The sequence below is a fragment of the Anaeromonas gelatinilytica genome, from assembly GCF_016820635.1.
GTDB lineage: Bacteria > Bacillota > Clostridia > Tissierellales > SIT17 > Anaeromonas > Anaeromonas gelatinilytica.
Genome location: NZ_WSFU01000082.1, coordinates 15,916 through 31,527 on the forward strand (window position 1 = coordinate 15,916; position 15,612 = coordinate 31,527).

Genomic DNA, 15,612 nt, shown 5'->3' on the forward strand with positions numbered 1-15,612 from the left:
GTAAATTATATTTATTCAGCTATATTAGGAAGTGTCGTATATTCTCCCCTATGATTTTTAAGTTTATATTCTTTATCATTTTTATCTATAATATAATAATCTGGCATAAGAGGTATTTTACCTACATTTGTTGCTATTACATACATAGGTTGTGCTAACCCTGTAGTATGTCCCCTTAATCCATCCCTAATAAGCTCTGATCCCTTTTCAACAGAGGTTCTAAAATGGTCAATCCCCGGTGCAGGTTCACAATAAAATAAATAATAGGGTCTTATGCGAGTAGCTAAAAGTTTCTGATGTAGTTCTCTAAATGTTTTTATATCGTCATTTATTCCCTTTAATAAAACTGCTTGATTACCTACATTAACACCAGCAGATAAGAGTTTATATACTGATCTAGCTGTTTGTTCTGTGATTTCTTTAGGGTGATTACACTGGGTATTAATCCAAATAGGTACTTCATGATATCCACCTAATACATCTAAAAGTCCTTCATTTATTCTTTGAGGTAAGACTATTGGAGTTCTACTCCCTATACGTATCATCTCTACATGAGGAATTGCCCTTAGGCTAGTAATTATATACTCTATTTTTCCATTAGATAGTAGTAATGGGTCTCCCCCTGTAACTAAAACATCCCTTACCTCTTCATGTTCTCTAATCCATCCCAAGCCTTCATCTATATCAAATCTTAAATTAATATCATGATTTACAACCACTTCTTTTCTAAAACAATGACGACAATATATCCCACATTGGTCAAGCACCGTAAAAGCTACCCTATCATGATACTGTCTTGCAATTGTGTCCGGTCTTTCCTCTTCATTATCCCTATTTTCTTTCCAAATTAAATAATCTTCAATACCGTATACATTTTTCTTTTCCTTAAGTGAAGGTACTACCTGTTTCCGGATAGGACAATTTGGATCATCAACATCCATTAGAGAGGCAAAATAAGGAGTTGTCCCCCATTTTGTGTTAAGAGTTTTAATAGCTTCTCTTTCATCATCCGTTACATTAATAAACTCCTCAAGCCTCTCTAATGTGTTGACAGCTTCTTCCAATTGTTCTTTCCATAAAATCATCTAACCTCTCCTTTATTAATTAATATTTAAAGAGACAGAAAATAAAAAATAAAAATTATTTTCTGTCTTTTATATTATTATTTCTATATAAACCTTAAAATTCCTTTTTTTCTTTTTACACTAAATCATTAATCTATTTTAAGCTAATTTTCTCCTGTAATTTTTATTCCAATTGTTTAGAAAATAAAAAAGAATCAGAGGAAGAATAATTATTCTTCCTCTGATTCTTTTTCTCTCCAATACATTGATCCATCTCTTTTTCTAAGAAGAAATTTATAATCAATCATACCTCTTCTAAGCATAAAGTAATCTCCAAATGTATGCCACTGATCAATAATATTATTTACTTCTTTCTCTTTATATTCTCTATCTTCTTCAAATTTTTCTGCTATATATTTTAATACTTCTATCTTCAATGCCCTTTTAGCTGGCCAACTAGTAACTCTTCCTTGTTCGTCTAAAAATTTTTTAAACTTAGACATATCTTTCACTCCTTATTTATATGACTTTTTTAATAAATGGATATATAATTAAAGCTAATGCTCCTCCAACTAATGCTGTATATAATTGTGGTAATGTAAAAGTAGCTATTATTACTGATGGAACTTTAAGTAAAAATAAAGGCAATATCGTCCTAACACCTACAGCTAGAAATGTAAATTTAAATAATGAAGCTAGAATTATACTAATCCATTCCTTTCCTTTGAATTTAAGCTTGTCATTTACTAAATAAAATATTACAACTAATAAACTATTTCCAATAATAATTATGGGTATCAATGGTGCTAATGCTATTATACCCAGCATAAATGCTACTGTAGGAGTTAATATACCTATAATTATTCCTGAAACAGGTCCTACTATTAAAGTTGCTAATACTAAAGTCATATTTACTAACGGTCCTACCAATGGTTGAGCAAACTGTCTAAAACCTATTTGAAATATAAGAGCTAATGATAATAATAAAGCTGTTCTTACTAGTTTTTTTGTACTCATATGTACCCCCTCTAGAAATCTTTATCTATATTATATAATATAGATATAATCTATAGCAAAAAATAAGGGCATTAATTTGCCCTTATTCTTTTTGCTTCTATTTTATTTTCTAATCTAACTTCCCTTATCATATAATTTATATACCCTAATAAAACATATATGACTATAACTATAGCCCACAATATTTGAAAATTTCCAATATATTTAAGTATACTAATACCTTTTCCAATACTAACAAGATAATTATCAATCATATTCATTGCTATAGCACTAATTACAAAAGGAAAAGTATATGCTGAATAACTTGGATAAAATTTTAATCTTAATAGTTTAGGCATTTGTAATAAACAATATAATGTCATAATCAATGCTATTATTGCTAAAAATACTATTATAAATAAATTTTTCTCAGTAAAAGAACTAATATATCCTGCCAATAAAAGACTAGCTGGAGCAGCAAATATTATTATAATAGGCTTTACTGCCTCTGGCACTTCCTTAATTATAGAATATCTATATATAACTAATGGTATTAGTGGTAAATACACTATAAATCCATACCAAAATATAAATCTACCTATATTATATAAGTTATAAGCTGGAGCTGTAACGCTTCCTACAACAATGCCTATATATAAAACAAAATAACTAGCAAATACATTTTTAATATTGAATTTAAACATATATTTTTTTGTAAAATATATAATCAACAAACTAATCAATATTAATCCAAATATCCATAAGCTAAATGCAAAAATACTAGAATAAGGTTTTATATAGGTAGATAAAAGCATCATACTCATAGGAAATGTAGCCATTATTCCTGTTATCACTGGATTATTCAACCCTTCTTTTATTGCTTTAGGAAACATAACTATCTTTAATACTAATAGAATAAATATTAAAGCAGAAATATTCCCTAAAACTATTTTAAAAAGAGAACTGAAATTTCCCACTAAATTTCCTAAAGCCGCTAACCCCAACATTAAACCTGATATAGGTATTGGCAACTTTTTTAATAAAATAACCATTACTAAGCCACACTCTCATCTATATTCTTAATTCCTAATTCCCTAGCAATTATTTCTGAAGTTTTTTCAGCTATTTCTCCTGTAAATGATATACATTGATTTTTATGTTCTCCAGATCCCATATCCATACCATTAGTAAGAATTTTACAACATAATACCTTATGATTCTTTTTAAAATAATCCTGTAACTCATTGGCAAGTTTTAATGTATTCACGCTTTTAGGATCCTTTGGATTACTTCCTTCATTTCTTCCAAAAAAGTATCCTAACATCATTACTCCACCGGATACTGCTCCACAAACACACTTTGATTTTCCTATTCCAACAGGAAAACCTGATGCCATAGCAACCATTTCCTTAGGCATATCTATTTCAAAATTATCCCTTATAGCGCTAACAACTGCCTCAGTACAATAAAATTTTCCGCTCCTAAAGAGTTTTTCTGCATCTTCCTTTACTTTTTTTATGCTTATTTCTTCAATCATTATATTACCCCCATTAAGTTAATCTATTTTTTATCAATTCAATTAAATTATATTAATTATAATATTTTTAATCAAACTATATTAAATATATCAATAATGAGGGTTTTAATTATAATATTAATCTATATACTATACATTATCTGCTTTAACATTAAAGTTAAAATAATAATTTAAATTCTTTGGTCCTGCTAATACTTCCTTCCCAATAAATAATGTTCCATCTCTTTTAGTTTTCACCTCCCATTTTACAAGCATGATATCCCCATGTTTAATTTCAATTGCTGTTATACACCTAGGATGAACACAGCTTCCATCATTAAAATATGGTATATCATCCACTTCAGGAAAAATAGATCTATGGGTGTGGCCTGAAATCATCATCTGTTTTTCTTCTTTTACCCATTTGGTTAATTTTTTTCCTATGAATTCTTTTTTTTCATAGTTTTTAGCTGTTCGTGTAGGATCATTTATTCCCCACATTTCCAAGGGTTTCCACAAATATCTCACTAAAAACCTTCTTAATTTCCACATTTTATCATCCATGAAATCCACCTGATGTCCATGAACTAAAAAAATCTCATTCCCTGTATTTTCATGTCTCAAAACTAAAGCTTCATTAACTTCTATATCTTTAAATAAAGTAATATATTCCTTCGTACGTTGATAAAAATAATAATTCATATTATTCTTTACAAAATTTTCATCTTTTTTTACTATATCATGATTTCCATATATAAAATATAATCTTCCTTCCTTATAGAACTGAGATAACATCCAAAAAATATCTTTATGAGCATATATAATATCAGACAGATTATTATTTTCCCAAAGCTCATCTCCATCTCCTAATTCTATATAAATATAATTATCATCATAATAATTTCTTAAAGCAGTATAATAAATATTTTGATTTTTATAAAATGTGTCTGCCCAATTTCCATCTCCTCTATGACAATCACTCATAATAACAATTTTAGAAAAATTATTAAATGAAATTCTCTTAGCTGATTTGAAAATATTAGATAAATGTTTATATCCATACATATATTTACTACTCCTTTTTGCCTAAATACTTTTCAATAGTTCCATATATATTGATAAATTTTCTAACTCTACCCATGCTACTAATCTTTTCATATAATTCAGGTGATTGCTCACGAATTGCATACATTCTATCTTCCATATTAGGAAAATTATTAACAAAATATTGATAACTATCACATAATTTTTTATTTTTCATTTGCATAAGTTTATCTGTTTCTACAGTTCGGGTATAAGGTTGTGGTAATTTAGGACTATTATACTCTAAGATTACTACATTCCCATTACGTATAACCTGATCATTCTTATAATTGGCTTCCTTTAATCCTTTCAGAAATGCATTAGTCATTTCTTCATCTTTTAATTCTATTTTTATATACATAGTTAATTCCCAAGGTTCAGAATACATACCAAGTTTAAATCCTGTTATCCACCAATGTTTCTCTTGCCTTTTAAAAACTACTCTATTATTTTTCTTTAATATACATGCCATATTAAGCATCTCTTCATCACTAACACATTTATAAAACGTACCATTAAAAAATCCAGGTATATTTAAGTCTGGTCCTTCTGTCACATATACACCTACTTCACATCCAGTAGTTAAGTCATATTGTCCTTTCCAAAATTCAATTAACCATCTCCTATTATCATATTGAAAATATATAGGTTCACAATCTACAATCATTCCTAAAGGAGCTGCTGCTTCATCATATAACCGACAATATCCCATATTTCTTTGCCAAGCATCTATATTTGAATAATAAATATCTTGTCTTGGATCATAAGAATAGCCACTAATATCTATTAATTCATCTATCCTATCTTCATATTCCCTACCATCTTCTTCAATGGAAAACCATTTAGTGATTCTAGAAAATTTTTTCATAATAAGATATAAGATTAATACTATTCCTATTATAAAAACAATTAATAAAAATCTTTCTGAAAAATTATTATATCCTTTAAAAAGATCTATCATCCCTTTTGAACACCAAGTCATCATAAAATCACTCCATATTATTTTTCTATAATATAATATTCTCCTTGGAGTAATTTTGTTATATAAAAATATGGATATTCGATGTTCGTATTTTCAATCTTATCCATTATACAATAGGTGCTAATAATAAAACTTCTTCATTTGAATCATATATCCTATTAAATTGAGATATTGGTAAAGGATTTTGTCCCAGTCCTGTCTCAAAAGTATACCCAGGTCTTCCATACTCCTCTATGAACCAATCTTTGTATCCTGCATAAGCTGCTACCTCAGGAGTATCTTCTAAAGAATATCCTGATGCTATAGAAAAAATTTCACCAATAGTTCTAGCATTAGGAGGAATAATATCACGATATTGCCAATATATAACCCTTCCTTGACTATGATATGCCAATGTAAGACTAAAATCATGTTCCCTTGTAAAATCAACCATTGCTCTAGTTTCTGGCTCTGATAATGGCGCTGGACCACCATATCTAGTCGGACCAGGTCCCGTAATACCTAGCTCTAATTCTTGAGCCTTAGCTTCATCCCATCCAGCTGGATAATTTCTATTTAAATCTACACCTCTAATATTAGCATTCCATACTTGAGATAATGGCTCTCCCGTATCATTCCATTCTATAATATTTTCATAAAAAGGATTTTCAGGACTAATTCCATTAATAACTATATCTACCCCATCTGGATTAACCATAGGTACTATATAAATACTACTACTTTCCCATATTTCTTGAATATTATATCCTCTTATAAACCCACCAGTTACATAAGCCTTTAGAAAATTTTCTGTAAATTTCATCATAAGTGGAGAATTTAACCACTCTAAGGCATGATGAGTAGCATTATAAAATACCTTTCTAGGACCTCTTCCTAGTCTTAAATAATAAAGATTCCTTCCTAATACGCTTCTTCCTGAATCTCCCACTTCTAAAAATGGATATCTTGCCTTTAATCCATCAATATTTTTTTCCATAATTTCATAAGTATATCCTACATCAGTCAGTACCACATCTATACCATACGGAACCGTAATTTGACTTCCTATAATTAAATTGTTTGGATCTATCCCAGGATTTGCTACCATTATTTCATCTACATTTGTATAATATCTTCTAGCAATATTATATAAAGTATCACCAAGCTTAATGATGTAAGTATCATATCCTCTAATAAAGTAATCCAATAGATTCCATGTATTCTCTCCAACTATACCATCTGGATTAAGATTATTATCTTGTTGAAAATTTATTACTGCTCTTTGAGTATTACTCCCAAAAATTCCATCAATTGCTCCAACATTATATCCTATTTTATTAAGTATACTCTGTAATAATTTAACATTATTCCCTGTAGATCCAAATCTCAATATTTCCATAGTTTCACCTCTATTCTATTATTCTATTACATAATATTGTTATAGAGGATTATTTGTGATATATGGTTTATAGGTAATCCAATAATATTTTTTATATTATATTTCTTTTAAATAATGATATAAAAAATATCAATAACCATAAAAAATTTCAGTTTTATACTTTGAATCTCTTTTATTTCTTAATTCCATCAATAATGTCTTTACAAATCCACCTAATTCATAATTATCAATTTCTCTTAAATCTACCCATTTATATTCTTGAGCTTCTTCATTTAAAACCACATTGTATGAATCGGTTTTACAAATATAATCAATAAATATAAAATGCTTTTTCTCATGAAAAGCTTTGTTATAAACACTCTCTTTTACACTAATTAATTGAATATCGTAAATTTCTAAACCAGTTTCTTCTAATATTTCTCTTCTTAGTGCTTCTTCCATTTTTTCTCCTAATTCAATATGACCACCTGGAATTATATATTTATTATTCCATTTATGAGATTTACAAAGAAGTACTTTATTATCAGGATTAAAAATAATTGCACCTACAGTTGGTTCTGGATATTCCATCACTTATCCCCTTTCAATGTCTTTTTATTATTCAATTTTACTTAATAATTCTAAGTTTATAACTATTAATTAATCTAATTCTCTATTCGTCATAGAAACTCCTTCTATTTTAAAATAATATACATTCTTACTAAAAACATTAACCCAACGTAATATAAATGTAACAATAAGTGTTTTAAAATCGTTTATTGGTAATCAAAACATAGTAATACTTCTAAATATTCCCTCGTAATATTACAAGATAATTACAAAAAGTCTTTCATTTATTACAGATATATTATATAATAATGATAAAGATATTTTAATATTTAAGGAGGGGAGTTTATGTCTTTTAAAAAATATGTTTCAAGAAGTTTAATCTGTTCCATTGCTTTAATGGGAACATTAACATTTAATAATTCATCAGCTTATGCTGATTTAGGAGATCAAGTATTACTTAAAGGTATGAGAAACTCTGATGTTAAAGTACTTCAACAACATCTAAAAGATTTAGGACACTTTAATTATCATACAACAACTACTTATTATGGAAGTTATACATTAAATGCAGTTAAAGACTTTCAAAGATCAAATGGTTTAATTGTAGATGGTTATTTTGGGCCAAATTCTTATAGAACTCTGATGAAAAAAATCAATAATTCATCTGGAGAAGAATCCAAAATTAGTAATAGATCAAATACTAATATTAAATCAACTCTACAATATAATAGGGTTCTAAAAGTAGGAATTAAGGGAGGAGATGTTAAAGTTTTACAAGAAGCTCTTAAGAGTTTAGGACATATGAATATAGATAATTGCACAAATTATTTTGGGACTATAACCCGTCAAGCAGTAATATCCTTTCAAAAAGCAGAAGGAATATTAGTAGATGGTTATGCTGGACCACAGACAATAAAGACAATAAACAATGTATTAAATAATACGATTTCGAATAGTAGAAAAACAATTACAAATAATATCATTAATACTGCAAAGAAATATTCAAACCCTAGGGTACCTTATGTATTCGGCGGTTCATCTCCATCTGGATTTGACTGCTCAGGATTCACTCAATATGTATATAAACAACATAATATAAATATTCCTCGAACTACTTCTCAACAAGCTAATTTCGGTACAAGAATAAATAAAGAAAATTTACAACCAGGAGATTTAGTAGTGTTTAGTAATACTTACAAATCTGGTCCTAGCCATACAGGTATATACTTAGGAAATGATTTATTTATACATTCAAGATCTAGTGATAATTATGGAGTAGATATTTCAAATCTTAATAGTACTTATTACAAAAACCACTTTTCTTATGGTAGACGAGTATATTAATAAATAGAAAGCCGAGATATCTCGGCTTTTTAACTTTTTTAATTTTAGATATATATACTTTATTCTTCTATTTGACTATTAATTAAATCTAGAATTTCATTTTTAACTTGAAAGTAATTTTCACTATACAGTACATGTTTTGAACCATTATCAAAAATTATATTAGTAAAATCTACATTAAACTCCTTCAGTATCTTTCCAGGTCTTTTTGACATTACAACAATCCTTGTGCCAAGAGATAAAGCTTCATCAACATCATGAGTAATTAATAATATTGTACTATTATTCTCTTTCCAGATTTCTCTTATCAATCTTTGCATATTGAATCTAGTCAATGCATCTAAAGCACCTAATGGTTCATCCATTAAAATCACTTGGGGATAATTTGCTAATACTCTTGCCAATGCAACCCTTTGTTTCATTCCTCCTGAAAGTTCAAAAGTAAACTTATCTTCAAATCCTTTTAAATTTACTTGTTCCATAAAATGTTCTCTAATATTTTCAATCTCTTTTTCCGGAATACCTCTCATCTTAGGACCAAACTCTACATTATCCTTTATACTCATCCATGGATATAAAGTTGGAGATTGAAACACAACTCCTCTGTGCCAATCAGGACCAGTAATAAATTTTCCCTGCATAAGACAATTTCCATTTGTAGGCTTAATGAAGCCAGCTATGATTTTTAGTAATGTACTTTTCCCACAACCAGATGGTCCTAAAACACATAAAAATTCTCCCCGTTTTATTTGTAAATCTATATTATCTAGTGCCAAAACTGAGTTTTTTTTCGTTCCATATATTAATTCTAAATTTTGAATATCTATTAAAACTTCTTGTTTATCTTTATTTTCCATCAATTAGACTCCCTTCTAAATTTATTAGTATGGAACTAGCTTAAATCACTCAAAATCTGTTTCTAAAGATTTTTCAATGTATAAGGGATTTACATATTGATTAAATTCTTCTTGAGATGGCGAATTACCAATAGATCCTTGTTCCTGTAAAAAATCTGATGTTTCCTTCATTATTCTTGTAAAATTTCCTGGTTTCTCTTCTGTACCAAAATAATCTTCTTTTAATAATTCTTCCCTTGTAGCCCAAATTGAACCTTTCATTTGTTCTAACGCTTCTTCTGGTTTTATTTCAAGTTCTTCAGCTACAATCTCTGATGCTTTTTCTGGAGCTTTCCTATATATATCTGCCGCTTCCGTTAAACATGATATAAAATCAGATACTAATTCAGGATATTCTTTAGCAAATTCTTTTCTTACTACTTCCACATTGGCTGTTACATAACCTCTTTTAGCCATTTCTTCACTTGAAACGAGTATTTCTCCATCTTCCAATAAATTTCCTAAAGAAGGTTGCCATGTATATGCCGCTTGAATATCTCCTCTTTCCCAAGCTGCAACAATTTCTGATGTCTGCATATCTAAAAGCTGTACTTGATCATCAATTTCTGCATCCTTTAAAGCATTCAATAAACTGAAATGAGAAGTTGATGCAAAGGGAGTCGCAATTTTCTCTCCTTCTAAATCTTCTATTGAATTTATTCCTGATCCATTTTTCACTGCTAATCCTTCAATTTCCCCTAAAATTTCATGAATCCAAATCATTTCTACGTAAATATCCATAGATAATGCAATAATTGAATTCGTATTTCCCATAGTAGCAAAATCAATACTTCCTGATGCTAAAGCTTTATTTGCATCAACTCCTGAATCAAATACAATAAAGTTAGTTTTAATTCCTTTTTCTCCAAAATATTTATCAAATATTCCTTCTGCTATTGCTATAGTTTCTTCATTTGGTACTCTAAGAATACCAAAATTAATTTCTTCAGGTAATGCAGAAGAATCCTCTGAATTTTTACTTAAGTCTCCTGAATCACTTTCACAAGCAACAATAGATCCTATTATAACTCCTACTAATATAATTAATAATATTATTTTTAATATTTTTTTCATAATAGCCTCCCCGTTTATAAATGTCCTTTCCAAAATACAATTCTCTTCTCTAAATATCTTAATCCAAAATCAATTAAAATTCCAGTAAATCCCATTATCAAAATACCTACAACTATAACATTACTTTTTAAAAAATTTGAAGCATCTAAGACCATCCATCCTATGCCTGATGTCGCTGCTACCATTTCTGCAGAAACTAAAGTAGTATATGCAACACCAACTGCAGTTCTAATCCCTGTAAATATCTCAGGTAAACATGCTGGTAATACTATTTTAAAGAATATTTTCTTTTGATTTGCACCTAATGATTTAGCACTTAATATATAATCAACATTAATTTTATTTACAGCTGATACACAAGCAATATAAATAGGCGCAAAAGCAGCTAAATATAACAATATCACTTTCGAAGTATTATCAATACCAAACCATAATATAAGTAATGTATAATAAGCAAGTGGTGGCAATGGACGATAAAACTCAACTATTGAATCTATTATTGCTTTAACTTTTCTAGAGTAGCCACTTAATAAACCCATTGGAATTGCAGTTACAATAGCAAATCCTAAAGCTATAAATAATCTTTCAAAGCTAGTACCAAGATGAATAAATAGTGGTACTCCATTATAACCATCCTTTAAAATACCAAGAAAGGTAGTCCAAACTTTATATGGTGATGGTACCAATGTTGTGGAAAACAACTCTAATTTCGTTACAATATACCAAACACCTAAAATAACAACCCAAGTAGCAACGGTTAATCTGTTTTCAGTTTTATCCCTTTTCTTTTTATCTTCTGAAATATTCTCATTACTCTTATCTGGCTCTTTTTTATTTATTTTAAACTTTATATCTTTTTTATTATTTTTTGTGTCCATCGATTACACCCCCTTCTAAAAAATACTTCATATTATATATAATTGTACTTTCATGCACAATAAGAAAAAATATATAGTATATTTTTCTATTTTTTACTCCTTATTTAGTAACAATAACAAAGCCATCAAGTATATACCCGATGACTCTGATATTAATTCACTTCTATAAGAAATCTTTAAAGTAATTTCTTTTTAATTAAAATTATATTCTGTCACTATCTTTTCTCTCTCTGTTACTTGATCTTCAAAATATTCATAACAACAAATCCCTAAATATGATCCAGATATATTAATTACATTATCATAACCCAAATTTTGTAATGCCATTACTGCATTATAGCTTCTCTGAGATGAACGACAATGCAAGTATACTAATCTATCCTTTGGTATTTCATCTAATCTATCTCTTAATTCACTCAATGGAATATTTAATGCATTTATAATGTGTCCTTGAGCATACTCCTCTTTCTCCCTTACATCTATTATAAATGCATTATTTTCTACTAATTCTCTTACCCTAGTTACAGAAACTTGTTTGAATACACCATTTAATAAATTTAAACCTACTAATGCTGTATGATTTACTACATCCTTTGCTGTTCCAAACAATGGAGCATAACATAATTCTAATTCTTTTAAATCTTCTAAAGTTCCACCCATTGAAATCATTGTTGCAATAACATCTATTCTCTTATCTACATTTCCTTTTCCTATTGCTTGAGCTCCAAGTATTTTACCTGTTGGATATTCATATATCAATTTAAAATGCATTGGATTACTTTCAGGCATTAACCCTACCTTATCTCCAGGAATTGTATATACTATATCATAGGATATTCCTGCTGCTTCTGCAGATTTTTCATTTAATCCAGTGGATGCTGCTCCTAAATCAAATACTTGTATTACTGATGATCCTATTACACCATTATTTCTATGAGGAATATTATACATATGATCGGCTGCTGCTCTTGCTTGTCTTTGTGCTGGTCCTGCAAGAGCAAGTCTTGATGACTTATGTGTCAAACGATTATATACTTCTATTACATCTCCTACTGCATATATATCTCTATCATTAGTTACATAATTATGATCTACTTTTATTCCAGCAGTTTCTCCTATCTCAATACCTGCATCCTTTGCTAAGCTAGTTTCCGGTGCTACACCTATTGCCATAACTACTACTTTCGCATTTACTTTTTTTCCTGATTGTAATTCTACTGAATCTTCATTTATTTTTTTTACTCCATCACTTAATATAAGATTAATTTCCTTATCCATCATTTCTTTATGAAGTATTTGTGCCATATCATAGTCAAACGGAGCCATTATTTGATTTTGAGCTTCAATTAAACTAACATTTTTTTCTGCTAAACGTAAATTTTCCGCTACTTCTACTCCTATAAATCCACCACCGACAACCGCTATGTCTTCTATACCATTATTTACTATATAGTCATTTAGTTTCTTAATGTCTACAACATTTCTTACAGTAAATACATTAGGACTATTTATTCCTTCTATACTTCTAGGTTTTATAGCATTTGCTCCTGGAGATAATACTAATTTGTCATAAAACTCTTCATATTCTTCTCCAGTTTCTAAGTTCTTCACTACTATACTTTTATCTTCCCTATTTATCTTAAGAACTTCACTATTAACTCTGGCTTCAATATTATATTGACTTTTAAATTTTTCAGGACACATTAATACTAAGTCATCACTATTTTCCACTATGCCACTCAAGTGAAATGGTAATGCGCAATTAGAAAATGATACATTTGGTCCTTGCTCAAACATAATTATCTCTGCTGATTCATCAATTCTTCTTGCCCTTGCTGCAACTGAAGCTCCTCCAGCTACTCCTCCAACGACTAATATTCTTTTACCCATAGCAGTATCTCCTCCTTTAAATTATCAATCTATATACCTATCATAAAGATAAGTCTTCCAAGATTCATATAAATCTTTAAATGTTTATTATTTATACTTAATTTTCAGCAAGCTCTTGTTCTTTCTTTCCTGAAAGTTTTCCTGATAAGATATTACCAACAACACCACCTACTACCATGAAAATTAAAAATAACCATCCCGATAGAGAGAAATTAGCAATAGGAGTGTACAAGGCTCCTACATTACACCCATTAGCAAAACGTGTTCCTAATCCCATAGTTATACCACCTAAAGCAAATAATAATGCATCTTTTTTGGTTATATGAATTTCTTCGAAAAAAGATTTTTTGAATTTACCAGCAGTTAATAGATAGATCATAGTTCCAAAAATAATACCAACATTCTGTACTGTTACTGGATGCTCAAAGAATGGTAATTCAAATGTAGATGGTGTCATTTTGGTAAAGGAAACTAATGTTTCTACTGACACTCCAAAAAACATTAAAACTTTACCAAACCAGATACCATAAGGAGTAGAAGCACCCCAACCAGCTCCAGTTACACCCATTAATAAAATAAATATAATAGTAATAACTATAGCACCTTGTTTTAAAGTCCAAGGTTTTACGAATAAGTTAAAATATGTCGATTCACTAAATAATTTATAATCTTTACTATCAAAGGATTCATATTCTTCTTGTATCTTTTCCATGGGATGTCCAATATAAGTATTATTCTCTTTACGATACCTTTCATAACGATAAGATAAGAAAATTACTATCATACAAAATACTCCAATTAATAAAAGTCCACCAATATATCCTTCAAAACCATCCCACTTAAATAAATCCGGTATAAATACCCCTCCAGCTGTTTCTTTACCTACTGATGTAGAAAACCATGAATTTACAACCCATCCTGCAGTTCTCTGAATAGGAAAACCAAGAAATACTCCTAAACTAAAGAAAACTAACGTGATAAAGGCTCTAGGTAACCCTGTTACTAAATCAGTAAGAACTCCAGATGCACAACATACTGAAAAAGTCATACCAAAGCCAAATAATAATGCTCCTAGTATTAATCCAAAATTAATAGGATTTATCCAAAGACCTAAACTTGCAGGATCTCCTTTAAATAAAAATGCAGTTGTTGCTAATGCTGTTAAAAAAAACATAAACATTAAAGTCCTGATTAATTTTGTTGAACCAGTACTATAAGCACGATTAACACTTCCAGCAAATCCTGTATATGCTCTCATCAATGTATAGCCTAATCCTACTCCAACTAAAAGTCTAAAGAACAACATATCCGTCTTTAAGAATAAATTACCCAAAATTAACACTAATAAAATACTAATAAACCCAATAATATTTTCTAGTTTCTTCATTTTTAACCTCCTAGCCCATATTTTTAATCTTAAATTATTTAATTAAAACTCTTATAACTTCTTTTAATTTTAATAATTATAATGCCAAATATTAAATAAAATTTTTAAGATTCCCCCCATCATTGTCTTATTTTTAACAATTAATTTTATAATACTTTGTTTGTTTTATCACAAACCTTTAGTAATAATTATATATCATATTAAAAACTTTCTGCTATTCGAAATAGTTATCTAATATAGTAATTTGTTTTATCCCCATTAATATTAAAATATTATAAATGTATCTCTAAAAAAACAAATATCTATCAAACACCCACCAAACTTTTCCTTTGATAAAGTATTTAAATATGTAATATACTCTAATAAAGTCGAAGGTTTAATGAATATATTATAATATAGTTAATGGGAGTAAAAAACATTTTTGTTCGGTAAACATCTTTTTTGTCAGTAAAGAACTTTATTGTCACGAAACATAGAGCAGATACCCTGTCATCGAGCCTAATAGGTGCTTTAGGGTATAGTTATCCACAGAAAAGAAAGGTACAGAAGATTATCTTCCGCACCTTTCTATTTAG

The 15,612-nt window shown here is 28.8% G+C and carries 15 protein-coding genes; 1 reads left to right on the forward strand and 14 read right to left on the reverse strand.

The window, feature by feature from the left end; genetic code table 11:
- Positions 1-11: 11 nt before the first annotated feature.
- From GOQ29_RS06340 to GOQ29_RS06380, 9 genes are all read right to left on the reverse strand, one after another.
- Positions 12-1,085 (reverse strand): KamA family radical SAM protein, encoded by a 1,074-nt coding sequence (locus tag GOQ29_RS06340; protein ID WP_203371806.1) that lies wholly within the window; start codon positions 1,083-1,085, stop codon positions 12-14.
- 209 nt (positions 1,086-1,294) lie between these two features.
- The gene (locus GOQ29_RS06345; RefSeq protein WP_203371807.1) at positions 1,295-1,567 is read right to left on the reverse strand and encodes a DUF2087 domain-containing protein; all 273 of its coding nucleotides are present in this window, start codon (positions 1,565-1,567) and stop codon (positions 1,295-1,297) included.
- Positions 1,568-1,583: 16 nt separating this feature from the next.
- Positions 1,584-2,081, reverse strand: coding sequence for an ECF transporter S component (locus GOQ29_RS06350; RefSeq protein WP_203371808.1), 498 nt, complete (start codon positions 2,079-2,081; stop codon positions 1,584-1,586).
- Between the two features lie 71 nt (positions 2,082-2,152).
- The gene (locus GOQ29_RS06355) at positions 2,153-3,112 is read right to left on the reverse strand and encodes a TDT family transporter (protein ID WP_203371809.1); all 960 of its coding nucleotides are present in this window, start codon (positions 3,110-3,112) and stop codon (positions 2,153-2,155) included.
- Positions 3,113-3,114: 2 nt separating this feature from the next.
- Positions 3,115-3,597, reverse strand: coding sequence for a C-GCAxxG-C-C family (seleno)protein (locus GOQ29_RS06360; RefSeq protein WP_203371810.1), 483 nt, complete (start codon positions 3,595-3,597; stop codon positions 3,115-3,117).
- A gap of 129 nt (positions 3,598-3,726) precedes the next feature.
- Positions 3,727-4,641 (reverse strand): metallophosphoesterase, encoded by a 915-nt coding sequence (locus GOQ29_RS06365; protein ID WP_203371811.1) that lies wholly within the window; start codon positions 4,639-4,641, stop codon positions 3,727-3,729.
- A 7-nt stretch (positions 4,642-4,648) separates the two neighbouring features.
- On the reverse strand, positions 4,649-5,644 hold the full coding sequence (locus GOQ29_RS06370; protein WP_252187538.1) for a DUF4474 domain-containing protein: 996 nt from the start codon (positions 5,642-5,644) through the stop codon (positions 4,649-4,651).
- A 103-nt stretch (positions 5,645-5,747) separates the two neighbouring features.
- Positions 5,748-7,019: a M14 family metallopeptidase gene (locus GOQ29_RS06375; RefSeq protein WP_203371812.1), complete on the reverse strand. Its 1,272-nt coding sequence runs from the start codon at positions 7,017-7,019 to the stop codon at positions 5,748-5,750.
- A 129-nt stretch (positions 7,020-7,148) separates the two neighbouring features.
- Positions 7,149-7,589, reverse strand: coding sequence for an NUDIX domain-containing protein (locus GOQ29_RS06380; RefSeq protein WP_203371813.1), 441 nt, complete (start codon positions 7,587-7,589; stop codon positions 7,149-7,151).
- Positions 7,590-7,913: 324 nt separating this feature from the next.
- On the opposite strand from GOQ29_RS06380, the gene GOQ29_RS06385 reads away from it, so the two are divergent.
- Positions 7,914-8,912, forward strand: coding sequence for a C40 family peptidase (locus tag GOQ29_RS06385; protein ID WP_203371814.1), 999 nt, complete (start codon positions 7,914-7,916; stop codon positions 8,910-8,912).
- A gap of 59 nt (positions 8,913-8,971) precedes the next feature.
- Here the strand turns inward: GOQ29_RS06385 and GOQ29_RS06390 are convergent, their stop codons facing one another.
- The 5 genes from GOQ29_RS06390 to GOQ29_RS06410 all read right to left on the reverse strand — a co-directional run bounded on the left by GOQ29_RS06390 (position 8,972) and on the right by GOQ29_RS06410 (position 15,037).
- A complete protein-coding gene (locus GOQ29_RS06390; protein WP_203371815.1) occupies positions 8,972-9,769 on the reverse strand; it encodes an ABC transporter ATP-binding protein in 798 nt (265 codons plus the stop codon).
- Positions 9,770-9,814: 45 nt separating this feature from the next.
- A complete protein-coding gene (locus tag GOQ29_RS06395) occupies positions 9,815-10,882 on the reverse strand; it encodes a taurine ABC transporter substrate-binding protein (RefSeq protein WP_203371816.1) in 1,068 nt (355 codons plus the stop codon).
- Between the two features lie 14 nt (positions 10,883-10,896).
- Complete coding sequence (locus tag GOQ29_RS06400; RefSeq protein ID WP_203371817.1) at positions 10,897-11,760, reverse strand: ABC transporter permease; 864 nt, start codon at positions 11,758-11,760, stop codon at positions 10,897-10,899.
- A gap of 192 nt (positions 11,761-11,952) precedes the next feature.
- Positions 11,953-13,650, reverse strand: coding sequence for an FAD-dependent oxidoreductase (locus GOQ29_RS06405; protein ID WP_203371818.1), 1,698 nt, complete (start codon positions 13,648-13,650; stop codon positions 11,953-11,955).
- Between the two features lie 97 nt (positions 13,651-13,747).
- Positions 13,748-15,037: a YeeE/YedE family protein gene (locus GOQ29_RS06410; RefSeq protein ID WP_252187539.1), complete on the reverse strand. Its 1,290-nt coding sequence runs from the start codon at positions 15,035-15,037 to the stop codon at positions 13,748-13,750.
- Positions 15,038-15,612: the final 575 nt, after the last annotated feature.